The sequence below is a fragment of the Cryobacterium sp. Y50 genome (assembly GCF_002929805.1).
Taxonomy (GTDB): domain Bacteria; phylum Actinomycetota; class Actinomycetes; order Actinomycetales; family Microbacteriaceae; genus Cryobacterium.
Window position 1 is genome coordinate 1 of sequence record NZ_PJJM01000087.1, and the last position, 23,705, is coordinate 23,705.

The following is a 23,705-nucleotide window of genomic DNA, read 5'->3' on the forward strand; positions in this document are numbered from 1 at the left end:
GCTAACCAATTTCGGGACTGGCTCCACAAGCAAAAAGCCATCCAAAAAAACAATTGACAACTATAGGAGCATCACGTAGGGCACATTCAGATCGTGATTGTCCGCAAGCTTCGCCGTGGCGAAAGCTTCCTGGTGTCCTGGAAAGATGCCTCTGAGACGGGACATGGTCGCAGTTCAATATGGGTACACCCCGCCATGCCCCTCTACTTCAAATTCCATGGCGGTCGCTCGCCCAGCGTGAACCCGGTCTGGTTGGCGGAACTCACCCTCTCCGCCGACAGCTCTTTCGGGATGCTTATTACGTCAGAGACGATATCGCCCAAAATTACGCGGCAAACGAATTCACGGGAGTGTTGACATGCGCTATGTCAGCACCGCGATGGCCTCCGCCATCCGGCGGCAACGAACGCGCGAGCAGCAGCCAACAGCGTCGACACGCAACAACCATTCGAAACTTCTGGCAGTCTCGCGACCTGTGGGCTACGAAGAGTCTTGTCACTACGACATCGGCACGTCTCCGTGTCATGTTCCCCATACTCGTCTGCACAACGAACGCTTAGACGGTGATGTCCCCGGCGCGTTGGATCGCGCGGTAGACCGTGGACCTGGCCACGCTGAAGAGTTCAGCGATCTGCGCGGTGGTGCGTTCGCCTCGCCGGTGGACTTTGACTCCGTACTTCTCCCGCGCCTGGAATAGCTCAGGCTACGTGACCGCAACCAGCGACAATTGTGCCCACACCATCGCCACCTAAGAGACCTCAGGCGAGCGGCAGACGCGCTCAACATCAAGAGGTCAACCAAACCGGGGGCAGTCCCGCCTCTCGTGCGCAGAGAGTGCGTCGGTGCTTGCTCAACGAGTGGCATTTCTTCACCATAATGAATAAATTCATTGACTTCGTCAATTTATTCAATATAGTTGTGCTTAGTTCTCAAGTGCACTGCCAACATTGTAGGAGTCGGTTTTCCGGCAGTTCTCCGCAAACGCGCACTGGAAAGTCTGCGAAGAGCCATGCGTAGCACTCCGGGTCAACACCCTCTGGTGAGGCCGACCCTAGCGGCCGTCCCCAACAACCGAAAGGAATTAGTCGACGTGACCTCGTCACGGCGAATGTCAGCACCCTCACGCGCCAATGGTGGCGTCAGAGACGGAAGCAACTATGCTCACCACTGCAGTCAAAGACGATGCACCCACACGATCCCAGCTGTCTCCTGACGTTCGCCGAGGTCTGATCGGCCTTGGCCTCGGCAATACCTTGGAGTGGTTTGACTGGATGATTTTCGGTCTCCTCTCGGCGTTTATCGGCCCGAAATTCTTTCCCTCCGAGGATCCCCTCACGGCGACCCTGAGCGCCCTTGCGGTCTTCGCGGTCGGCTTCGCATTCCGTCCCCTCGGCGGAGTGCTCATGGGTACGCTCGCCGACCGGATCGGTCGGCGCCGGGTCATGCTCTTGTCGATTTCGATGATGGCGCTGACCACCGCGGTCATCGCCGTCTCGCCCACGTACGAGCAGATCGGGTCCTGGGCCGGCATCATCCTGCTGCTGTGCCGCGTCGTGCAGGGCATCTCCACTGGCATCGAGGCGCCCTTGTCCACCGCGCACGCCGTGGAACTGGCTCCCATTGGTCGTGAAGGCATGGTCGCCGGGCTGATGTCGTTCTACGTCAGCATCGGCATCCTGCTCGCCTCCCTGACGAGCTTCCTCACCAGCCTGCTCCTCGGCGGCGAGGTCATGGCCGACTGGGGTTGGCGGGTGCCGTTCATCATCGGCGCGATCTTCGGCCTCGTCGTCGTTTACCTGCGCCGTTCCCTCCCGGAGACGATGACCACCGAGGAACTCGCGACGAATTCACTGAAGAAGGTCTGGACCGAGGTGCGCAAGCACTGGCTCAGCGTTCTCGCCATCATTTTCGTCGTCGGAGCTGCACAGGCCTACAACTACGCCTGGAACGTCGGCCTCCCCAGCGCAGCCCGCGGCAACTTCAAGGAAGACCCCACCACCGTCTTCGCCCTGACCACCGTGCTCGGCGTCATCCTCGTCATCGGCAGTTGGGTCATCGGCCGGCTTGTCGACGGCAAGGCCATGTCGAAGTGGTTCCTGACCACCCGCATCCTCGCCATCCCCTCCGTCTTCCTGATGCTGCTCTACGCTGAGCCGGGCATCGTCGGCTTCGCTGCGGTGCTCCTCGGCGGATCGATCGTGCTGGTGCTGAACATGACGCTCTACAACGTCGTCTCCTCGTCACTCATGCCCAAGAGCTGCCGCGGAACGGGCGTCTCACTCGGCTACGGAATCGGTGTCGCTCTCTTCGGCGGTACCGCGTCCTACCTCCTCGTCTGGCTGCAATCCGTCGACCTCAACTGGGTCTTCCCCGTCTACGTCGCCGTGCTCTCCATCCTCAGCATCATTTTCTACCTGCTCGCCCGCCGCTCCAACGGCCTGTTCGTTGGAAAGTAAGGACACTCAATATGACTACTCTCGACCTGCGTACAAATACGACCGACCTCACGGCGCCCGTCATCTCCCGCTCCGACATCCTCGTGGTCGGCGGCGGCCCGGCCGGCGTCGCCGCCGCCGTCACCGCCGCGCGCAGCGGCGCCAGTGTCACCCTGCTGGAGCGCTACTCCGCGCTCGGCGGCCTCGCCTCCGGCGGCATGGTCCTGGTCCTGGACGACATGATCAACGGCCCGGAGATCACCGTCACCGGTATCGTCAGTGAATACGTCGACCGGCTCGAAAGCATCGGACTGGCCGTCGTTCCGCCGGAAGAGGACCGCCACGCTGCGACCGACACCTGGAACAAGTGGGGCCGCTTTGGCCTCTTCGACTTCCACTCACACAGCAACCCGAAGCCGGTCTGCTACGCGGCCGCATTCGACCCGGACGGCTGGAAGCGCGTCTCCAATGACCTCGTCCGCGAGGCCGGCGTAAACCTGCGCCTGCACTCCTGGTTTTCCCGGCCGATCGTCGACAACGGCGTCATGAAAGGTGTCATTTGCGAGACCAAATCGGGCCCGCAGGCGTTCATGGCCGACGTGGTCATCGACACCACGGGCGACATTGACGTGGCCTCGCGGGCCGGGGCAAGCTACGCCCACGACAGCTACCTGACCACCCTCGTCTTCCGCCTGGGCGGCGTCGACACCGTCGCCGCCGAACAGTACGAGCAGGACCACCCCAAGGAAGCCCGCGCGATCAACCGTCAGGTGAAACGCCTGCTCGGCGGCGCGTGGGAGCTGTGGTGGCTCAAGACTCCGATCCCCGGCGTGGTCTGGTGCAACGCCCCGCACATGACCGGATTCGACGGTGTTGATCCGGAAGACATGACGAAAGCCGAGTTCGCCGCCCGCGACCGCATCACCGAGGCGGTCGACTTCGTCAAGACGAACTTGCCTGGCTTTGAAAATATCTACATCGTCGACGTCGCCCAGCAGATGGGCGTGCGCCAGACCCGGCTCCTGCAGGGGGAATACGTCATGACCAAGGAAGATGTCACCTCGCGGCGCCACTTCGCGGACTCCGTAGCCCGCGGCCGCGACTACTACTACCCCTATCGGTCACTCCTGCCCAAGGAGGTCGACCAGCTGCTCGTTGCCGGACGGCATTACTCCGCCACGCCAGAGGCTCAGAAGATGTCCCGCGAGATCCCGCCCTGCATGGCCATGGGACAGGCCGTCGGCGCGGCCGCCGCGCTCGCCGTGGACCAGGGCGTGCTCGCTCGCGACGTGCCGGTCGCCAACATTCAGCGCGAAATGCACAAGCACGGTGCCGACCCGGGAGACGTCCCGTCCGCCAACGCCACCCTCGACTCGGATGCGCTGGCCCAGGTATGACCGCCCCCGCCTCGATGCCGCTTTCCGGCGTCACCATCGTCGACTTCACCCAGGTGTACATGGGGCCGTGCTGTACCCAGCTGCTCGGTGACTTCGGCGCCGACATCATCAAAATCGAACGACCAGTCACGGGTGACATCTCCCGCAACTCCTTCCCGGACAAGGACGGTCAGGACAACCCGATCTTCCTCGCAATCAACCGCAACAAGCGCAGCCTGTCCATAGACACCCGCAAGGAGGAGGGCCGCGAGGTTCTGCATCAGCTCCTGGTCGACGCGGACGTCGTCGTCAGCAACTTTCGCGCCGGAGTGATGGAGCGGATGGGTTTCGGCTACGAGGAACTCAAGAAGATCAACCCCGGCCTCATCTGGGCCTCCGGCACCGGATTCGGCACGGAGGGCCCCTACGCGCACAAGGGCGGCCAGGACGTCATCGCCCAGGCCTACTCCGGTGTGATGTGGCGCCGGGAATCCGCGGATTCCCCCCTCTCCGTCTACCCGACCACGCTGTGTGACTACACGACCGGCATGCACCTGATGCAGGGGATCCTGTTGGCACTGCGCACCCGCGACGAATCCGGTGTCGGCCAAAAGGTTGAGGTCACCATGTACGACTCGATGCTGCACATGCAGATGCAGGAGGCATGCATGCAACTCAACCGCGGCTACGAGGTCAACTGGGGCGCCATGCCGCTCAGCGGCGTCTACGCGACGATGGATGGCGCCATCACCATGGTCGGCGGCTTCACCGAAGACCCGCTGCGGCACATCTCGCTTGCCCTCGAGTTGGATGAGGACCTGAGCCTGCGGCCCGAATTCGTCACGCTCGAGCAGCAGTTCGAACACAAGCCCGCGCTCCAGAGCATCTTCAGGGACAAAATTGCCACCAACACGACCGCATACTGGGGCGAGCGACTCGAGAACGAAGGCCTGCTCAACGCTCCGGTACACACCCTGGAGCAGGCGCTGGCCGACGAACAGACCACGGCGAACCAGATGATCGTCGAGGCCGAGCATCCGACCGTGGGAAAGGTGCGCATGCTCAACGCCCCTATTCGGCTGTCGGCCACGCCGCCGACAATCCGCCGCAGCGCACCGCGCCTCGGAGAGCACAACGTGGAAGTGCTGCAGGAAAACGGATACGACGAGGCGGCCATCGCACGGCTGCAGGAACTGGGCGTGCTGCGATGAGTGCGGCGCTGCACAGCGACGGGGTTGTGCTGGAGATCGAGAACCACGTGGCCACCGTGACGATCAACCGTCCGCAGGTGATGAATGCCGTCGACGAGACCACCACCACCCGGCTCAACGAGATTTGGGATCAGATTGAAAACGACTGCGACATTCGCGTCGTCGTTCTGACTGGCGCCGGGGACCGCGCGTTCTGCGTGGGTGCCGACATGTCCGCCGCGGCGGTGGACAAGACCGGCCTGCAGTACTGGGCCGACCTCGACCCGAACGGATTCGGCGGCCTTAGCCTGCGCACTACCTTGGATATCCCCGTCATCGCCCGAGTTAACGGCTACGCACTCGGTGGCGGCATGGAAATGGTGCTCGGCGCCGATATCGTTGTAGCCGCCGAGTCCGCCCAGTTCGGCCTGACCGAACCGCGCGTGGGTCGGCTGGCCCTCGACGGCGGAATCAGCCAACTCGTGCGGAAGATTCCCTACACTCAGGCCATGGGGCTGCTCCTGACCGGGCGCAAGGCGCCAGCCGCCGAAATGTCGGACCTGGGCCTCGTCAACGAGGTGGTTCCCGGCGCTGAACTGGACGCAGCCGTTGACCGCTGGGTTCAGCAGATCCTGTCCTGCGCCCCGACCTCCGTGCGCGCGGTCAAGCAGATGGTGACCCGCACCACGCATCTGTCCGCTCAGGACGCCCGCCGGGTTCGGCTGCCCGCTCTGATGGATTCGCTCGACAGCAGCGACTCGGCCGAAGGCGTTCTGGCCTTCCAAGAGAAGCGTCGACCCGTTTGGCCCGGAAAATGACCGGGCAGCAGACCGCGTTCGCGCGCCGGTCGTTCACACCCGGTGTGTGGGGCGTGCTCGCAACGCCCTTCCAGGGCAGCACGTTCGACGTCGACGTCGACAGTCTCGCCATGTTGGCGGAGCACTATGAAGCCATCGGCGCGACCGGCCTGACTGTCCTCGGAGTCTTCGGTGAAGCCGCCGCGCTCTCCGCCCCGGAGCGGGAACTGGTCCTCGAGATTGTGACCGAGTCCACGACCCTCCCGCTCGTCGTCGGCATCTCCGCCCTGGCCACCCAGCCGGCGATCGAGGAGGTGCTGGTGGCCCAGGCCGCCGCCGCCGATCGAATCGCCGCCGTGATGGTGCAGGTCAACTCCGCGAACCCTCGCGTCGTGACCCACCACCTGCAGGCCATCCACGAGGCGACGGGCGCGTTCATCGTGTTGCAGGACTACCCTCTGGCCAGCGGAGTCAGCATTCCGACGCCGGCACTGATCTCGGTGGTCTCCTCCTGTGCGTTCGTCACTGCGCTCAAGGCCGAGGCGCCGCCGACACCGGTGGCCATTGCCGTCCTCAGCGCGGCCCTTGATGTTCCTGTGTTCGGCGGTTTGGGAGGCCAGGGGCTGCTCGACGAGCTGGTGTCCGGCGCCGCCGGCGCGATGACGGGATTCTCCTACCCGGAGGCACTCATCGCCTGCGTGAAGGCGTGGACGAGCTCGGGGTACGAGGCGGCGCGCGACGCGCTCCTGCCTGTGCTGCCGTTGATCAACTTCGAGCAGCAGGCCAGGATCGCCCTGGCCCTGCGCAAGGAATGCTTCCGCCAGCGGGGCTTGATCAAGGAATCCGGTGTGCGGCCCCCCGCCGCGGAATATCCGGAGAGCCTGCGCGCCTCGATGCTTATTCACCTGCGCGAAGCTGCCGCAGCATACCCCGGGAGTAACTGATGGATCTCAAACTGCAGGGAAAGACGGCGCTCGTTGCCGCGTCCACCGGTGGCCTCGGCCTCGCCGTCGCCACCGCACTGGCCGGGGAGGGCGCGAACGTCGTCATCACCGGTCGGCGGGCTGACCGCGCCAAGGAGATTGCAGACGCGCTGCCGAGTGCGATTGGCATCGCGGTAGACCTGGGCACCGAGGAGGGTGTCGACGCAGCATTCGACGGCACCGTCGCGGCCTTCGGCCCCATCGACATCCTCGTGCTCAACGGCCCAGGACCCAAGCCAGGGGCCGCCGCGGCGCTGAGTAGCGAGGACATGGCGTCGGCCTTCGACCTGCTCGTCAAGCCGCACCACGCGTTGATCAGCCGGGCGTTGCCCGGCATGCGATCCCGGCGCTGGGGGCGCATCCTCGCCCTCGGCTCAAGCGGAGTCGTCGCCCCGCTGCCCAACCTGGCCGTCTCCAACATCGGCCGGGCGGCGCTAGCCGGCTACCTCAAGACCCTGGCGGCCGAAGTGGCCCTGGACGAGGTGACGGTCAATCTGCTCCTTCCCGGTCGAATCGACACAGACCGGGTAGGCGAACTCGATCACGCAGCAGCAAAACGGCGGGGCGCGACAGTTGAAGCGATCCAGCAGGAATCACGCATCGGTATTCCCGCCCGTCGCTACGGCGACCCGGCGGAGTTCGGCGCCGCGGCGGCCTTCCTGTGCAGTGGACCGGCCTCCTACATCACCGGAGTGGCCCTGCGCTGCGACGGCGGCCTCGTTCGCGGCCTCTAGACATCGACCCAAACGAAGGAATCCCCATGAGTAACTCAGCAATTGCACAGAACTTGATCAACGGCGAATGGCTCGGCGGAGCCGACGTCGAGAGAATGAACCCGGCGCGTCCTGGCCAGGTCGCGGTCGTCTCGCCGAGCTCAAGCCTCGAGGCCCTCGACGACGCCATCGTCGCCGCCGAATCGGCCCACGCCGCCTGGGCCGCCCTGCCACTACCCACCCGCGGCGCCATCCTGATCACCGCCGGCACGCTGCTGCAGGAGCGCAAGCGCGCTATTGCCGAAGACCTCGTGCGTGAAGAGGGCAAGACAATTGCCGAGGCGATGGGCGAGGTCACGCGCGCCATCGACGTGATGCGCTTCTTCGGATCGCTCGGCTGGGCGCCGACCGGGGACGTCTTGCCAAGCGGACTCCCGAACACCTCGATCTACACCCGCCGGGAGCCCCTCGGCGTCGTCGGCCTGATCACGCCGTGGAACTTCCCGATCGCCATTCCTGCGTGGAAGACCGCCCCGGCGCTGATCAGCGGCAACGCCGTTATCCTCAAGCCTGCCGAAATGACACCGATGTCGGCCACGCACCTCGCCCGGGCTCTGGCCGACGCCGGCCTGCCGGCCGGAGTGCTCAACATCGTACACGGCAAAGGACGCATCATCGGATCCGCCCTCGCCCGCGACACCCGCGTTGCCGGGCTGTCGTTCACCGGATCCACGGCCGTCGGTCTGGGCCTGCACCAGGTTATGAGTGAGCGTCGCGCCCGCGTGCAGCTCGAAATGGGCGGCAAAAATGGCGTGCTCGTCCTCGACGATGCCGACCCCCGCAAGGCCGCCCAGGTCGTCGCCGCCGGCGGCTTCGCCCTCACCGGGCAGGCGTGCACGGCGACATCGCGGGTGTACGTTACACCGGGCATCCGCTCTGCATTCCTCGAGGAGCTCGTGGCGCAGGCCGGTTCCTACGCACCCGGCGACGGTCTCGACGCTGCCACCAAAATGGGCGTCGTGGTCAGCGACGGTCAGCTGGAGCAGAACGAGGGCGCCGTTCGCGACGCGCTCGGCCGCGGCGCGACCGCCCTGCACGGCGCCGCCGCCGACAACGGCCTATACTTCACCCCGACGGTGCTCACCGATATCGCGCACGACGATCCCGCCGTGCGCGACGAGATCTTCGGCCCGGTCATCGCTGCCCTGGAGGTTCCGGACTACGAGTCCGGCCTCGCCGCCATCAACGACTCGCGCTACGGCCTCACCGCCGGAATCTGCACCGACAGCCTCGCCCGCTCCAGCGATTTTGCCCAGCGCGCCCAGGCCGGCGTCATCAAGATCAACCGTCCGACGGCGGGTCTGGACCTGAACGTGCCGTTCGGTGGCGTAAAAGACTCCTCCACGAACACTTTCCGGGAACAAGGCCGCACCGCGCTGGACTTCTTCACCTGGGGCAAGACCGTCTACACCGGGGTGTGAGATGACATTTGTCATCGCCCAGCCGTGCGTGGACGTTAAGGATAAGGCCTGCATCGAGGCCTGCCCGGTGGACTGCATCTATGAGGGCGAGCGGTCGCTGTATATCCACCCGGACGAGTGCGTCGACTGCGGAGCCTGCGATCCGGTCTGCCCCGTGGAGGCCATCTTCTACGTCGACGACGTACCCGATGAATGGGCGAAGTACACGCGAGCCAACGTCGAATTCTTCAGCGAATTGGGCTCGCCCCAGGGCGCCGCCCCACTCGGGAACACCGGCCGGGACCATCCATACATCGCGGGGCTCTCTCCGCAGAATCAGGGAGGACTAGCTTGATCGACGCCATCGGCTGGGTAGGCTCTGCCCTCATCATGGTCTCACTCGCGCAACCGCAGGCGCGGCGTCTGCACACCTTGAACATTGCCGCCTGCGTGGTCCTGATTGGCTACAACAGCCTGATCGGGGCCGTGCCCGGCGTAGCGCTCAATGCCGGTCTGATTCTCATCAACTGCTGGCGGCTCCGCGCCTTGTCCCGGGAGGTAACGATGGAAGAAAGGTGACGATTCAGGTTATATTTTCACCATAATAAATATTTGCGTTGACAACGTCGATATTTTCAATATTCTTATATTCACTCTCCATTTGACAAGGATGTACCGATGACTGATACCAAAACGGGGGTCCCCTCAGCTTCGCTGAATGGACTGCTGGCGGCGGTCGGAACTCTGGTGCATTCCCTGCGCAAGGAAAAGGGAATGACTCTGGCGCAGTTGGCCGAGGACGCCGGGCTGAGCCCGGCGATCGTGAGTCAGATCGAACGTGGCAAGGCCAACCCGTCGTTTATCACGCTGGCGCAGTTGGCCCACGGCCTCGAAATCCCGGTGGGCCGGTTCTTCCTCGGCCACGAGGGACCAGCATCGCCCGTCGTGCGCGGCACAGGTCGGCGCAATCTGAAAGGTGTCACCCGGGAGTCCGTGGGCGAAGCAGCCCACGAGCTGCTGACCCCGGATCAAAACGGCCTCCTCGAGGCGCAGTGGATTGTGAGCCCCCCGGGGCACAACACAAGCGAAACGCCCTTCCGCCACAGCGGGGAGGAATTCGGAATCATCCTTTCCGGCAAGATCGACATTTATCTTGACGGAGAACGTCACATCCTGGAGGCGGGCGATTCGATCACCTATGCCTCCACCGTGCCGCACTGGTACGTCAACCGCTACGAAGAGTCATGCGTAGCAGTCTGGGTGAGCACCCCTCCCGCTCGGTGAGGCCGCTCCACCCAGGCTCTTCCCATCATTCCGATCGATTCCCTCGCGGCAGCGTGCCTGCCGCGACGATTTTCGGTCCCGTAAAGTTCAATGAGGAGCTTCATGTCTACTATTCGTTTACCCAACGCGCAGCGCCGGAGTTTATCTCGCCGCGTCGTAGCCGCCGCTGTCGCCGCGGCCTCCCTCTCGCTTATTCTCTCCTCCTGCAGTTCAACAGCGCCCGACGTTCCCGCCGGCGATTCTCCTGCAGAACTGACGCCGCTGTCACTGCAGTTGGGGTGGCTGATTGATGACGGAATCGCAGGTGAGGCTGTTGCTCTCTCGAAGGGTTGGTACGAGGAGGCGGGAATCGACCTTAAGATCAACGCAGGCGGTCCCAGCCTGGACGGTGTCGCGCTCGTGTCCAGCGGGGCCAGCGACATCGGACAGCTGTCTTCCAGCCCGAGTTTGATGCTGGCACGATCGCAGGGCATCCCGGTGCAGGCATTCGCTGCGGGACTCCAGAAACATCCGTACACGTTCTTCTCCCTTGCGGAAAACGCCGTAACGGAACCACACGATCTGATCGGCAAGACGGTCGGTGTCCAGGCGACCGGCCAAGTGCTGCTCCAAGCAGTGCTGGCCGCTAACGACATTGATCCGTCCGACGTGACCGTGCAGGTTGTGGGGTCCGAGATCACGCCGCTCACAACCGGTGCCGTTGACGTGTGGACGGGTTGGGCGACAACGGCCTCAATCGGACGCACCCTCGGCGAAGTCAATAAGGACTACTTCGAGATGGCGCTGTGGGACGCCGGCGTGCAGCTGTATCCCCGGGTGTACTACGCGACCGAATCGACTCTGGCCGACAAGCCCGAAACGCTTGAGACGTATCTCGAAGTCACCTCGCGGGGATGGGAATATGCCTACGCCAATCTGGATGAAGCCGCCGCAGCTGTGGCCGCGCTCGCCCCTGGGCTGGACGCGGGGATCATTGCCGACGGTATCACCATTGGACACACCTATGAAGCTGAGAGTTCAGGCACTCGAGTGCCTTGGGGCAGCATGGACCCCGACGTGTGGGCTAAACAGCTCGATACGTGGGAATCTCTCGGCCTGTTCCCGAACGCTGTTCCTGCGCTGGACGATGTCATCGATACAACCATCCTGGACGAGACCAAGGACACTCGGGTGAAAATGAGTGACGAACAATGACCGTTGTAACGGCGACGGTAACCGAAATCGACGAGCTGCGGGTGAGCGACGTCACAGTGACTTTTGAAAGCAACCGGGCAACGGTCACCGCGATCGAGGGGCTGAGCGCCGTATTCCCGGCCGGAAGCTTCACGTCGCTGCTCGGCCCGTCGGGCTGCGGAAAATCCACCCTGCTCCGGGTAATCTCCGACCTGATACAACCGACGGAGGGGACAGTCAACCTCTTTGGCCAGAGCCCGCGCGAAGCCCGGACCACACGGAAAATTGGATTTGTCTTCCAGGATGCGACGCTGCTGCCCTGGCGCAATGTTTTAGACAATATACTTTTGCCGCTCCAGGTGGGAGGGGGAGGCAGCATCACCGACCACGCCGACCCGCACGAGCTTCTGAAGCTCGTGGGACTGGAAGGGCGGGAGCTGGCATTTCCCCATGAATTGTCCGGTGGTATGCGCCAGCGCGTCGCGATCGCGCGAGCCCTGATCTGTAAGCCGAAGATTCTACTGATGGACGAGCCGTTCGGGGCGCTGGATGAGATCACCCGCGATCACTTGAACGGTGAATTGCTGCGGATCTGGCGGACCACCCGGACCACGATCGTCTTTGTTACACACTCGATCGCCGAAGCCGCGTTCTTGTCTGAGCAGGTCATCCTTTTGGCGGCAAACCCGGGGCGCGTGCAGGAGGTCGTGACGATCGATCTACCGCAGCCTCGAGAACTGAGCATTCGAGATTCCATGAAGTTCACAAACGTGGCCGCACATCTGCGGCGTGTTCTGGAGGTATGCTAATGGCCGTCATTAGCCCTGTCGCCACGCGACAAGCGGAACCGAGCCGAAAACGTCGGCGCGGTGGCCACCGGCTCGTACCCATCGCCGGGATCGTCGTCCTCGTGATCGTCGCCCAGATACTGACTACAGCGTTCTCCATCCCTGTCTATATTTTCCCGGCGCCGAGCGACGTGGTGGGCGCGATGATAAGCAATTATCCGCTCGTGCTGACTCATATGTGGCCGACGATCTTTGAAGCGGTCATGGGTTTCCTGCTAGGTAACTCCGTGGCAATTCTGCTGGCGGTTACCTTCATGTACTGGCGGTCGGCCGAACGCATGGTGATGCCGATGGCGATCATTGCGCACACTATCCCGGTGGTTGCCATCGCCCCGGTGCTCGTGATAATGATGGGAAGCGGATTCACTTCGAAGATTGCCGTTGCTGCGTTGGTCTGCTTTTTCCCGACTCTCGTGAACATGGTCAAAGGACTGCGATCAGCGGATCGCCAGTCCATCGAACTCATGCAGGTCCTCTCCGCCAGCAAGACCGAAACGCTCACCAACATTCGCGCCTATGCGTGCCTGCCATTCCTGTTTTCTGCACTCAAGATCGCGGCCGGCAGCGCCTTCATCGGCGCGATCATCGCCGAATGGATCGGCTCGCAACAAGGTCTCGGCTACCTCATCATCCAAACCACCTACAGTTACGACACTCCACTGCTGTACGTCGTCATGCTGGCAGCCTCCGTATTGTCGATCTCTCTCTTCTCGGTGGTCGCCACCGCGGAACGCCTCATCGTGCGCTGGAAACCAGCGGAAGACAGCTAGAAGGTAGGCACTCTATGAACACTGCTCTTGAAACACTCGATATTGACCTCTACCACGCTGCATCTAGAACTCTGCTCGCGTCCCATCATGCCGACAATCATCGAGTCGCATCCGCGATCCGCGGAGCATCGGGGACGATCTACCTCGGGTTGCACCTGGGGTCGAAGCGAGTGAATATCTGTGCAGAATCGTCTGCCATAGCAAATGCTCGAATGGCCGGCGAGACCCACCTCAGCAGCGCGGTCGCGGTATGCATGAACGCGGACACTGGCATTCCGCAGGTCGTCAATCCCTGCGGAGTGTGCCGGGAGTTATTCAGTACCTACGGTCCTGACTTGTCCGTTCTGGTGGATGCTCAGGGCGTAATAGCAAAGGTCACTATGGCAGAATTACTGCCACTTCCGTGGATGCGAGCCAACGAGACCGACTGGATTGTGCCGCAACCAACAGTCGCGGTAATTTTGAGATAATCACCCGAGGTTCCAAATAACCCCGTCGCTGGCGTGTTCCTGTGGGTAATATCAATGCCCGTCGGGCATCTCGCGTCGGGCAGTTGCCCACCAAGTACTTTGGCCGGTTCTGGGCAGAAGCGCTCGATTGGGGAACGTCCAGTGAGGGGCCGGGTGTGACCAACGTTGAACCCCTGGGATTTGTCTTGCCTAACCCGGTCGCCGTCTCCGTCGATGTCGTCTCCGTCCCAGATCCAGAAACTTTGAAGTACCGCGCACACCTCGAGGTCGCCACCACCCCTGCGGCCCATCAGTCGGAATTGGTCGCGCGCCTGCAGGAGCCTCGACAGATCTACCAGGACACCGGGCCGATCGCTGCGGTGGTCGTCAGTTGTGCGGATATTCGGGCCATGGCCCGGTTCTGAAACGAGGCGCTCGATTGGACCCTGCAAGAGGTGACCGATGATCTGGCGAGGCTGCGGTCGGCAGCGGGTGTCGGTCCGCATCTGGAGTTCATTCGCGTGCCCGACATAACAGCGTGGACCCGCGTCCGTCTCGACCTGCGACCGTATCTCGGTCACGACCAAGCGGCAGAGGTGGCCCGGCTGAGGGTTTTGGGCACAGCCGACGCTGACATTGGGCAGGGCGCTGACCCTTGGGTGGTGCGCGCCGATATCGAAGGCAGTGAGTTTTTGCGCCCTCACGCCTGGATAACGTCCAGAGTCGGCTCCAACAAGCGCGTCGCGCTGACGCAGATGATGTCTACAGCCCGATGGTGAGACTTGGCGTACGTTCAGTTCGTGGTGACGACCAGATCGTTGGGCATGCCGTCACTTCGAAGAGCTGGCTGGCGCCTCTTCGGGCGCGTCATGGGCCGGCGCCCGCATCAACCCCTCGATTTCCTCACGGTTCGCGCGCAACTCCGTTGCGTCGGGGCGCGCGGTCCACATCTGCAGGCTGGCGATGATTGGCGGGGCCGCGCGGAGCATGATCAGTCCGATGCTTCATACAAGGTTGACAGAGAGGGCGACGCCGTGGTCGTCGTGCAACAGGAGTGCCTGATCGATAGTCTGGCGACATGCCCAACAAGACACGCGGCGCCACGCGCTCACCTGTAGTCGCAGCTTGCGTCGTCCTTCTGGGCTTGCTAGTGCTTTGGATGGCGCAGCCGGTCCTGCCCGGTTGGGCCTTTTCGTGTATCGCTGATTAGCGCAGGTATCCTCTTCGCGCTGCTCGCGACTGTCATCGCCGGGCTGCTGCTTCGGCCCAGAGCAAACCGGTGGCTGGGCGGTATGTCCCGAAGTACCGTCTTCGCCGTGCCGGTAATCCTGGCCCTGACAGCCGTCGCGCACTTTCTGATCCCGCAGCCTTAATTCGAGCCTGCTTGGCTCGGATTGCCGACGCGGCCCTCGAAACGTCGTGCCCGTAAGCCGAACGTCGAGCGTGACATCGGATTCGTCCGAAAAGGGGATCCACCACTGAACGCACCGATTGTTCCTCAGCGGTCAACGAGATGGGTGATGACCTTGTCGATAATGTTGAGCTGTGCGTTCGCTGACTCGCGCCAGCCCTTCGACGCCAGTTCGAGGCTGTGATTGGCAGTCTCGACGGTCACGAGCTGCGCATAGGTCTCCCCAACGAGATCCGGGCGCCAAGAAGGATCGGCCGTTCCGCTTACTGCAAGATGCTGTCCAGCGGAGGCTCCGGCCAAAGTCTTGGCGACTGCCGGAGTCTCCCAGACGCATCCGTGAGTCGCAATTCCTGTCGCCGAGAACTGCGTGAATCGCAAGGTTGGGTTAGTGTTGGTCAAATGCAATCGCAAGAAGAGGGCGCCACCCAGGCCGAATACCGTGCGGCACTCCTGGTGCGGGTGCGCACTGCCATTCATGATTCCGGCCTCGCCCAGCGCGACGTCGCCCGCCATATCGGCATCGACGAAACGAAGCTGTCCAAGGCGCTCAAGGGCACCCGCCGGTTTCGCCCGGATGAGCTGACCCAGCTCGCCACTGCCGCCGGTGTGACCGTGAACTGGCTGTTGTCGGGCACCGACGATGCCAGGGGGGTGTCAGCCGTGCCGGCCGCGACGATTCTGCCGACCCGGCACCGCGAAGACAGCGGCCACGCCCAGAAGCGCAGGAACATCGTCGAAAAGGCGTGGTGGTTGTTCGCCGAGCGCGGCTATTCCTCGGTGCGCATTGCTGATATCGCCGCGGCAAGCGGCACGAGTGACAGCACCGTGCACTATTACTTTCGCACCAAGCGTGAGATCTTCGCCGAAACGCTGCGCTTCTCCGTCAAACTCGCCTTCGACCGCCAAATCGCCGAGTTGCACCTTTTTGCCAACCCGGTCGACCGGCTCAAACGCCTGGCCTTTCTACAACTGCCAGCCGGAGAGCGGGGCCGCGCCGAGATGTCGATTTGGCTGCAGACCTGGGCCGAAGCCGCCGTAGACCCGACCGGGCGGGAAGGGCACGCGCAGAGTTACCGCCGCTGGTCGCAGACCGTGCACGACATCATCGTCGACGGGCAGCACAGCGGATGCTTCATCTCGGTCGATGCAGACGAGCTCACCCAACACCTCACCGCACTCATCGACGGCCTGATCATCAAGGTGCTGACCGGAATGCTGACTTCGGATCAGATGTATGCGCAAATCACAAAATTCATCGACCGCACGGTCGTGACCCCAACTTCCTGAACCGCCCCACCATGTACAGGACTACAGAAATGAGCTCCACATGAACAAGAAGGTCATCGTCACCTGCGCCGTCACCGGCGCCGGTGACACCACGGGCAAGAGCGAACACGTTCCGGTCACTCCCGGCGAGATTGCAGCGGATGCCGTGGCGGCGGCCCGCGCCGGGGCATCCGTTGTGCATATTCATGTTCGCGACATCGTGACGAAGCAAAGCTCACGCGATGTGGCCCTGTACCGCGAGGTCGTGCGCCTGATCAAAGTGAGCGACGTCGACCCGGTCATCAATCTGACCGCCGGTATGGGCGGCGACCTGGTGCTCGACCCGTCGAACCCGACCCGACAGCTGCCGGGCACCGACCTGGTCAGTGGCCTCGAACGGCTCGCCCACGTCGAGGAGCTGCGCCCGGAGATCTGCACGATCGACATGGGCACGCTCAACTTCGGTGAGGGTAGCAACGTCTACATCTCCACCCCGGACATGCTGCGCGAGGGTGCCGCCCGCATCCAGGAGCTCGGCGTCAAGCCCGAAATGGAGATCTTCGACACCGGAAACCTCTGGTTTGCCAACGTTCTCGTAGCGGAAGGCCTGATCACCCCGCCGCCGCTATACCAACTGTGCATGGGCATTCCCTACGGCGCCCCGGCCGATCCCGGCCTGCTGCAGGCCATGGTCAACATGCTGCCGGCTGGCGCGAACTTCACCTCGTTCGGGATCGGCCGCAATCAGATGCCCTGGGTCGCCCAGTCGGTGCTGCTCGGCGGCCACGTGCGAGTGGGCCTGGAGGACAACCTTTACCTCAGCAAGGGGGTCAAAGCCACCAACGTGCAACTGACCGAACGGGCCATTGCCATCGTGCACGACCTCGGCAAAAGCGTCGCCACTCCCGACGAAGCCCGCGACATTCTTCAGCTCGACCGAAAGGCCTAGCACCATGACCGACATCACCAGTGAAACGGACGTCCGCGGCAACGTCGCCGATGTGCGCACCATCGCCTGTATCGGCGCCGGAACCATCGGTGCCGGCTGGGCCGCCTACTACCTCGCCAAGGGCTACCACGTGCGGGTCTGGGACCCGGCTCCAGACGCCGCACCCAAGGTGCGTCAGCTCATCGACGCCGCCTGGCCGGCGCTGACCCTGCTGGGCCTTCACCCGGACGCATCGCCCGGCAACTTCACCGTGCACACGGACATTGCTGAGGCCGTCGCCGGCGTGGGTTTCGTGCAGGAAAGCGCCCCTGAGGTGCTCGAACTCAAGCAGAACCTGCTGGCCGACATCGACGCGGCCACCGCCGACGGTGTCGTGATCGCCTCATCCACCTCGGGTTACAGCATGACCGATATGGCCACCCGGGCCGCGAATCCGAGTCGGCTGGTGGTCGGGCATCCGTTCAACCCGCCGTATCTGATTCCGCTGGTCGAGGTGGTCGGTGGCGAGGCCACGAGCACCGCCGCAGTGCAATGGGCCGCCGACTTCTACGAGTACATCGGCAAATCCGTGATCAAGATGGACCGTGAGGTGCCCGGCTTCATCGCCAACCGCCTCCAGGAAGCGCTCTGGCGCGAGGCCCTGCACATGATCGACAACGGCGAAGCGACCGTCGAGCAGATCGACCGCTCGATCACCGACGGCCCCGGACTGCGCTGGCCGATCCACGGCCCGATGACCACCTTCCACCTCGCCGGCGGCCAGGGCGGCATGCGCCACATGCTGGAACACTTCGGCCCGTCGCTGAAATCGCCGTGGACCCGGCTCGAAGCCCCCGAACTCACCGACGACCTGCGTGAAGCCGTCATCGCCGGCGTCGACGCCGCCGAAGAGCGCTCGGTCAACGACCTCATCATTGAACGCGACGCCGCCATCATCGCCGTGCGTAACGTGATCGACGAAATCAAGGGACGCCGCGCATGAGCGTGCTCGATTCCTACCACTGCACCGTGCAGCCGGACTGGATCGACTACAACGGCCACCTCTCCGAGGCGTATTACGTGCTCGCCTTCGGCTTCGCCACCGACCAGGTCATGGATGGCCTCGGCCTCGACGCGGCCTACCGTTCCTTTAGCGGATGCTCCCTCTATACGGTTGAAGCGCACGTACGCTATCTGGCCGAAACGGGAGAGGGCGCCGACCTGACGATCACCAGCACCGTCGTCGGCGCCGGAGCAAAGAAGCTGCACCTCGCGCACGAGATGCGCTCCGGCAACACCCTGATCGCCACCGAAGAGCTGCTCGCCCTGCACGTTGATGCCGGAACCGGCCGCACCACGCCGTTCCCCGCGCCCGTGGCGACCGCGATCAGCGACCACCAGCTGCCCGGTTCCACCGCCGCACCGGACTGGATCGGTCGCACCGTTTCGCTCTAACCCCTGACCAGCCAGCCGTCAGCTGCCGTTTCACGTTCTGCAACCGAAAAAGAGTCCCATGTCTATCTCTTCACTTGGTCCGAATTCGCCGGGCACCGCCCGCTCGGCGCTCTCCGCGGCATCCGCCCGCTTCTTCTCTCGTCGCCACGTTCTCGGTGGCGGCATGGCGATCGGCGTAGGCGCACTGTTGACCGCGTGTGGCGGTACGGCGGTCGCCCAGCTGCCGGCGCTCACCGGACCACCCCAGCGCGGTGGCATTCTGCGAGTCGGCCTGGTCGGCGGCGGAGCGGCGGACACCCTCGACGCGCACATTCCGGTCGGCACCACCGACATCGCCCGCGTCGTCAACCTCTACGAGGCTCTGCTCTACCGGGACGAGAACTTCGACCTCAAGCCCTTGCTCGCGCTCTCGGCCACGCCCTCTGCCGATGCCAAGACCTGGACCGTGCGCCTGCGCCAGGGGGTGACCTTTCACAACGGTCATCTGATGACCGGCCGCGACGTGGCCTCGACCTTTGCCCGCATCACGGACCCGGAGAATCCGAAGTCGGGGGCTTCAAGCCTGACCATTCTCGACGAAGTCGTCGTGCTCGATGACTACCTGCTGGAATTTCGGCTCAACACGCCCACTGCGACCTTCGACGACTCGCTCGGGCAATATTCGCTCGGCATCGTGCCGGACGACTACGACCCGCAGAACCCAGTGGGCACCGGACCGTTCCGATACGAATCGTTCACCGCCGGGCAACGCAGCGTCTTCACCCGCAATAAAAACTATTGGCAGGATAACGAGCCATACCTCGACGAGCTGCGCATTCTGAACTTCAGCGACGACAACGCCCTGATCAACGCACTGTTGTCCACCCAGGTCGACGCCATCGGACAGGTTCCCCTGGCCCTGCTCGAGGTGCTCAAAACCGACCCGCGGGTGGATATTCTCAACTCGGAAACCGGCATGTGGCTGCCGTTCACCATGCGTGTCGACCGTGCCCCGTTCGACGACGTGCGAGTGCGCCAGGCCTTTCGACTGGTCGTCGACCGGGAAGAAATGGTCGAACAGGTGCTCAGCGGCCACGGCACCGTCGGCAACGACATGTACGGTCTGTACGACCCCGGCTACGCTGAGAACCTGCCGCAACGCGTGCAGGACATCGATCGCGCCAAGGAACTGCTGGCAGAGGCTGGCTACCCCGACGGGCTCGAGGTGGAACTGGTCACGGCGCCGATCCAGGCCGGTGTCGTCGAAGCGGCGCAGGTCTTTGCCCAGCAGGCCCGCGCCGCGGGTATCACCGTGACCATTCGCCGGGTCGACACGACCACCTTCTTCGGTGACGACTACCTGCAGTGGGATTTCGCACAGGACTTCTGGTACACCCGAAACTTTCTGCCACAGGTCGACAGCGGCTCGCTGCCGACCTCGCCCTACAACGAAACGCACTGGGCTAACCCCCGCTTCCTCGAACTGGTCGAACAGGCGAAATCGACCATTGACCCGACCCAACGCAACGAGCTGATCACCGAGGCGCAGACCATCGAATATGACGAAGGCGGTTACATCATCTGGGGCTACCCCAACCAAGCGGATGCCTACCAACGTTACGTAGGAGGTCTCGTGCCCAACGGCACCGGCCTGCCGCTGTCCGGATTCGAGTTTCGTCGTGTGTGGATGGGCGGGCAGCACTGATGCTCGGTCTCATTCTTCGCCGTCTCTCGATCAGCGCGGTCATTTTGCTCGTCGTCTCGATGCTGGTCTTCGTGGCGACCCTGCTGCTGCCGGGCGACCCGGCCCAGGCCATTCTCGGCCAGCAGGCCACTCCTGAACGGCTGGAGGCCCTGCGCGAGCAGATGAACCTCAACGATCCGTTTGCGCAGCGCTATCTGCATTGGCTCGGCGGTCTGTTCGTCGGCGACTTCGGCGTCTCCGCTGCGTCCGGCGGGTCGGTGGCCGCTCTGCTTGGTGATCGCATTGCCGCTTCGCTCGTACTCATGGTCGCTGCGGCCGCAATCAGCATTCCAGTCGGAATCCTTGTTGGCACCTACAGCGCCCTGCGCCGCGGCAAGGCCGGCGACCACGCCGCCACCGGAATCTCGCTCGTGCTCGCCGCGCTGCCCGACTTCGTGATCGGCATCGCGCTCGTGACCCTGTTCTCCACCACCGTGTTCACTGTGTTGCCCTCCGTGACGATGGCCCCGCCCGGCGAGCAGGTCTGGGACTACCCGAGCCAGCTGATTCTGCCGGTGCTGACCCTCGTGCTCGTCGTCATGCCCTACATCATTCGCATGATGCGCACCACGATGATCGAGGTGCTCGACTCCGGCTACGTCGAAATGGCCCGGCTCAAGGGCGTTCCCGAACGCCAGGTCATCTGGCGGCATGCCCTGCCGCACGCGATCGCACCGGTCGCCCAGGTCGTAGCCATTCAGCTCGCCTGGCTCGCCGGCGGCATCGTCGTCGTCGAGTTTCTATTCCGCTACCCAGGCGTGGGCCAGGCGCTCGTCGACGCAGTGACCAACCGGGACGTGCAGGTCGTGCAGGCCCTCGCCATGCTGATCGCCGCCGTCTACGTCGTGGTCAACCTCTTTGCCGACATCGTCGGCATTGTGACCAATCCGAAATTGCGCACGGGAGGAATCCGATGACCACGATTGACACTCCCACCGAGACGATTGCTGCGCCGCCCGGACTGCTGCGCCGCATCATCCGTCAGCGCCAGGCCAGGATCGGCCTCGCGTTCACCGGAATCATCGTGCTCGTCGCCGTCGCCGGCCCCCTGCTGCTGCCTTGGCTCACCGGGTACACCAGCACCGAATTCACCGGGCGCCCGTTTCAGCCCGATGGAGTCTTCGGCACCGACAACCTCGGTCGCGACATTCTCAGCCGCTTCCTGGACGGCGGCCTGACTCTGCTGGTCTTCGCCGCCCTCGCCACCGCTCTCGGCATGCTGCTCGGAACCGCCGCCGGCATGCTCGCCGCCTACCAGGGTGGCAAACTCGACAGCATCATCATGCGCGGCAACGATGTGCTGCTGGCCCTGCCGCAGCTAGTCTTCGCCCTGCTCGCCATCACCGTGCTCGGCCCACAGGGCTGGGTGGTGGTGCTGGTCATCGGCATCACCCACGCGCCGCGGATTGCCCGCGTGACGCGCTCGGCGGCATCCGCCGTCATCACTGAGGACTTTATTCGAGCCTCGGAAATGTACGCGGTGCCGCGCTGGAAGATTCTGCTGAAGGATGTGCTGCCCAACATCACCGGCCCGCTGATGGTCGAGCTCGGCCTGCGGATGACCTATTCGATCGCGGCGATCGCATCGCTGTCCTTTCTCGGCCTGGGCATGCAGCCGCCGACCGCTGACTGGGGCCTGATGATCAACGAGAACCGCATCGCCCTGACCCTGCAGCCGTGGGGCGTTATTCTGCCGGTGCTCGCCATCGCCATTCTGACCGTCGGCAGCAACCTGATCACCGACGCCGTCGCGCGCGCCTCGGCCACCGTGGAGGAAAGCAAATGAGCACACTGATCGAGCAGCAGACCGAGGTAGCGCTGCAGGCCACCGACCTGCGTGTGGCCACTACCCTCGGCAAGGAAATTTTGCACAGCGTCTCCTTCACGCTGCAGCGGGGACGGATGCTCGCCCTCGTCGGCGAATCCGGCTCCGGCAAGACCACGGCCGGGCTAGCCTGCCTCGGCTACTTTCGCACCGGACTCGCGCACGTCGGCGGCACCGTTGAACTCTCTGATGGCACCGACCTGTTGGCGCTGGCGGATGCCGGTCGGCGCGGTTTGCGCGGTGGCTCCATCTCCTATGTTCCGCAGGACCCAGCCCTGTCGCTGAACCCGGCTATGCGCATCGGTACTCAGATCATGGAGGTGCTGCGCGTACACGGCTACGGCGCGTCGGAGCAGGCTCGCCGGGAACGGCTGGCCGAAGTGCTCACCGACGTCGGGCTGCCGAACGATGCCGCTTACCAGCGGCGCTGGCCGCACGAGCTCTCCGGTGGGCAGCAGCAGCGCGTGGGCATCGCCATGGCGTTCGCCTTTCGCCCCGAAGTCATGGTGATGGACGAACCCACCACCGGGCTGGACGTCACCACGCAGGCCCTCGTGCTGCAGACGATCCATCAGCTGGTCACGACCCATGCCGTCGCCGGGCTGTACATCACGCACGACCTCGCCGTGGTGTCGGAGGTGGCCGATGAGGTCGCCGTCATGCTCGCCGGCCGCATCGTGGAGCAAGGTCCGAGCGACCAGGTTTTGCACGACCCGCAGCACGCCTATACCCGCAAGCTGCTGAACGCCGTGCCCGACCTGGCCGGGCGCCACCACATCGGGGCGGTCGAGGCGGTGACCGGAGCCATGCCGATCATCAGCCGGGAGCGGGCGGCATCCGCTCGCCTGACGGCGCCCATCGTCGCTTCGACCAGTCTGCTGTCGGTTGCCGACCTGCGGCTGTCCTACGGCAGCAACGCGGTGCTCAACGGGATCGACTTCGAGCTCGGTCGGGGCGAATCGCTCATGCTGCTCGGGGAATCCGGCTCGGGCAAGACCACGGCCGCCCGCTGCATCGCCGGGCTGAATGACAGCTACACCGGCTCGGTCAGCCTCGCCGGAACGACCCTGCAACCCGGAACGCGGCAGCGCAGCGCCGAGGAACGCCACCGCATCCAGTACGTGTTCCAGTCGCCGCTGTCCTCGCTCAACCCGCGTCGCACCATCGGCGAATCGGTCGCGGTTCCCTTGTATATGTCGGGAACCTTCAGTCGCAAGGAACGTCGGGCCCTCGTGTTAGAGGCGCTCGATCAGGTGCAGCTTGCCGCGTCATTCATCGACCGACGGCCGGGCCAGCTCAGCGGAGGTGAACGTCAGCGCGCCGCGATCGCCCGCGCACTAGTGAATGCCCCCTCCGTGCTGGTATGCGATGAGGTCACGAGCGCGCTCGACGTGTCGGTGCAGGCCTCAATCATCGACCTGCTGCGCACCCTGCAGGTGGAAACCGGGATGGCGATGGTGTTCGTCACCCACAACATCGCGCTTGCCCGCCACATCTCCCAGCGTCTGGCCGTGCTGCACGCCGGCCGCATCGTCGACATCGGACCAACCGACGAAGTGCTCGAGAACCCGCAACACAGCTACACCCGCGAGCTGCTGACCCACGTTCCGACGTTGTAA

The 23,705-nt window shown here is 63.9% G+C and carries 25 protein-coding genes; 24 read left to right on the forward strand and 1 reads right to left on the reverse strand.

All coding sequences use genetic code 11. The annotated features are described in order from the left end of the window. Positions 1–556: 556 nt before the first annotated feature. A complete protein-coding gene (locus tag CXY73_RS22735; RefSeq protein ID WP_233198243.1) occupies positions 557–631 on the reverse strand; it encodes a hypothetical protein in 75 nt (24 codons plus the stop codon). Between the two features lie 526 nt (positions 632–1,157). On the opposite strand from CXY73_RS22735, the gene CXY73_RS08850 reads away from it, so the two are divergent. The 24 genes from CXY73_RS08850 (at position 1,158) to CXY73_RS08965 (ending at position 23,705) form a co-directional block, all read left to right on the forward strand. After that, positions 1,158–2,456: an MFS transporter gene (locus CXY73_RS08850; protein WP_104177490.1), complete on the forward strand. Its 1,299-nt coding sequence runs from the start codon at positions 1,158–1,160 to the stop codon at positions 2,454–2,456. Between the two features lie 11 nt (positions 2,457–2,467). Further along, on the forward strand, positions 2,468–3,832 hold the full coding sequence (locus CXY73_RS08855; RefSeq protein ID WP_104177491.1) for an FAD-dependent oxidoreductase: 1,365 nt from the start codon (positions 2,468–2,470) through the stop codon (positions 3,830–3,832). After that, a complete protein-coding gene (locus CXY73_RS08860; protein WP_104177492.1) occupies positions 3,829–5,022 on the forward strand; it encodes a CaiB/BaiF CoA-transferase family protein in 1,194 nt (397 codons plus the stop codon). Before CXY73_RS08855 ends, CXY73_RS08860 begins: the two co-directional genes overlap by 4 nt. Next, entirely contained in the window at positions 5,019–5,819 is an 801-nt protein-coding gene (locus tag CXY73_RS08865) for an enoyl-CoA hydratase-related protein (RefSeq protein ID WP_104177493.1), read from the forward strand. The genes CXY73_RS08860 and CXY73_RS08865 overlap by 4 nt, the downstream gene beginning before the upstream one ends. After that, the gene (locus tag CXY73_RS08870) at positions 5,816–6,742 is read left to right on the forward strand and encodes a dihydrodipicolinate synthase family protein (protein ID WP_104177494.1); all 927 of its coding nucleotides are present in this window, start codon (positions 5,816–5,818) and stop codon (positions 6,740–6,742) included. The genes CXY73_RS08865 and CXY73_RS08870 overlap by 4 nt, the downstream gene beginning before the upstream one ends. Continuing rightward, complete coding sequence (locus CXY73_RS08875; protein ID WP_104177495.1) at positions 6,742–7,515, forward strand: SDR family oxidoreductase; 774 nt, start codon at positions 6,742–6,744, stop codon at positions 7,513–7,515. Before CXY73_RS08870 ends, CXY73_RS08875 begins: the two co-directional genes overlap by 1 nt. Before the next feature lie 26 nt (positions 7,516–7,541). After that, on the forward strand, positions 7,542–8,975 hold the full coding sequence (locus CXY73_RS08880) for an aldehyde dehydrogenase family protein (RefSeq protein WP_104177496.1): 1,434 nt from the start codon (positions 7,542–7,544) through the stop codon (positions 8,973–8,975). 1 nt (position 8,976) lies between these two features. Beyond that, positions 8,977–9,309 carry a ferredoxin gene (gene fdxA / locus CXY73_RS08885; RefSeq protein ID WP_104177497.1) on the forward strand — a complete coding sequence of 111 codons (333 nt, stop codon included), beginning with the start codon at positions 8,977–8,979 and terminating at the stop codon, positions 9,307–9,309. After that, the gene (locus CXY73_RS08890) at positions 9,306–9,533 is read left to right on the forward strand and encodes a hypothetical protein (protein ID WP_104177498.1); all 228 of its coding nucleotides are present in this window, start codon (positions 9,306–9,308) and stop codon (positions 9,531–9,533) included. Before fdxA ends, CXY73_RS08890 begins: the two co-directional genes overlap by 4 nt. Positions 9,534–9,632: 99 nt before the next feature. Beyond that, positions 9,633–10,238, forward strand: coding sequence for a helix-turn-helix domain-containing protein (locus tag CXY73_RS08895; RefSeq protein ID WP_104177499.1), 606 nt, complete (start codon positions 9,633–9,635; stop codon positions 10,236–10,238). 102 nt (positions 10,239–10,340) lie between these two features. Next, positions 10,341–11,432: an ABC transporter substrate-binding protein gene (locus CXY73_RS08900; protein WP_158254077.1), complete on the forward strand. Its 1,092-nt coding sequence runs from the start codon at positions 10,341–10,343 to the stop codon at positions 11,430–11,432. After that, on the forward strand, positions 11,429–12,220 hold the full coding sequence (locus CXY73_RS08905) for an ABC transporter ATP-binding protein (RefSeq protein ID WP_104177501.1): 792 nt from the start codon (positions 11,429–11,431) through the stop codon (positions 12,218–12,220). Before CXY73_RS08900 ends, CXY73_RS08905 begins: the two co-directional genes overlap by 4 nt. After that, positions 12,220–13,029 (forward strand): ABC transporter permease, encoded by an 810-nt coding sequence (locus CXY73_RS08910; RefSeq protein ID WP_158254078.1) that lies wholly within the window; start codon positions 12,220–12,222, stop codon positions 13,027–13,029. Before CXY73_RS08905 ends, CXY73_RS08910 begins: the two co-directional genes overlap by 1 nt. 14 nt (positions 13,030–13,043) lie before the next feature. After that, the gene (locus CXY73_RS21530; protein ID WP_146071703.1) at positions 13,044–13,499 is read left to right on the forward strand and encodes a hypothetical protein; all 456 of its coding nucleotides are present in this window, start codon (positions 13,044–13,046) and stop codon (positions 13,497–13,499) included. A gap of 41 nt (positions 13,500–13,540) precedes the next feature. Continuing rightward, positions 13,541–13,903: a VOC family protein gene (locus CXY73_RS22740; RefSeq protein ID WP_233198234.1), complete on the forward strand. Its 363-nt coding sequence runs from the start codon at positions 13,541–13,543 to the stop codon at positions 13,901–13,903. Positions 13,904–13,933: 30 nt separating this feature from the next. After that, positions 13,934–14,257, forward strand: a complete 324-nt coding sequence (locus CXY73_RS22745) for a VOC family protein (protein ID WP_233198235.1) — start codon at positions 13,934–13,936, stop codon at positions 14,255–14,257. 1,031 nt (positions 14,258–15,288) lie between these two features. Then, positions 15,289–16,176 (forward strand): TetR/AcrR family transcriptional regulator, encoded by an 888-nt coding sequence (locus tag CXY73_RS08930; RefSeq protein WP_104177505.1) that lies wholly within the window; start codon positions 15,289–15,291, stop codon positions 16,174–16,176. 40 nt (positions 16,177–16,216) lie between these two features. Next, entirely contained in the window at positions 16,217–17,104 is an 888-nt protein-coding gene (locus tag CXY73_RS08935) for a 3-keto-5-aminohexanoate cleavage protein (protein WP_104177506.1), read from the forward strand. Between the two features lie 4 nt (positions 17,105–17,108). After that, on the forward strand, positions 17,109–18,086 hold the full coding sequence (locus CXY73_RS08940) for a 3-hydroxyacyl-CoA dehydrogenase NAD-binding domain-containing protein (protein ID WP_104177507.1): 978 nt from the start codon (positions 17,109–17,111) through the stop codon (positions 18,084–18,086). Then, the gene (locus tag CXY73_RS08945) at positions 18,083–18,538 is read left to right on the forward strand and encodes a thioesterase family protein (protein ID WP_104177508.1); all 456 of its coding nucleotides are present in this window, start codon (positions 18,083–18,085) and stop codon (positions 18,536–18,538) included. Before CXY73_RS08940 ends, CXY73_RS08945 begins: the two co-directional genes overlap by 4 nt. Positions 18,539–18,701: 163 nt before the next feature. After that, complete coding sequence (locus CXY73_RS08950) at positions 18,702–20,222, forward strand: ABC transporter substrate-binding protein (RefSeq protein ID WP_104177561.1); 1,521 nt, start codon at positions 18,702–18,704, stop codon at positions 20,220–20,222. Then, entirely contained in the window at positions 20,222–21,178 is a 957-nt protein-coding gene (locus CXY73_RS08955) for an ABC transporter permease (RefSeq protein WP_104177509.1), read from the forward strand. The genes CXY73_RS08950 and CXY73_RS08955 overlap by 1 nt, the downstream gene beginning before the upstream one ends. Then, the gene (locus tag CXY73_RS08960) at positions 21,175–22,047 is read left to right on the forward strand and encodes an ABC transporter permease (RefSeq protein ID WP_104177510.1); all 873 of its coding nucleotides are present in this window, start codon (positions 21,175–21,177) and stop codon (positions 22,045–22,047) included. Before CXY73_RS08955 ends, CXY73_RS08960 begins: the two co-directional genes overlap by 4 nt. Beyond that, positions 22,044–23,705: an ABC transporter ATP-binding protein gene (locus tag CXY73_RS08965; RefSeq protein WP_104177511.1), complete on the forward strand. Its 1,662-nt coding sequence runs from the start codon at positions 22,044–22,046 to the stop codon at positions 23,703–23,705. Before CXY73_RS08960 ends, CXY73_RS08965 begins: the two co-directional genes overlap by 4 nt.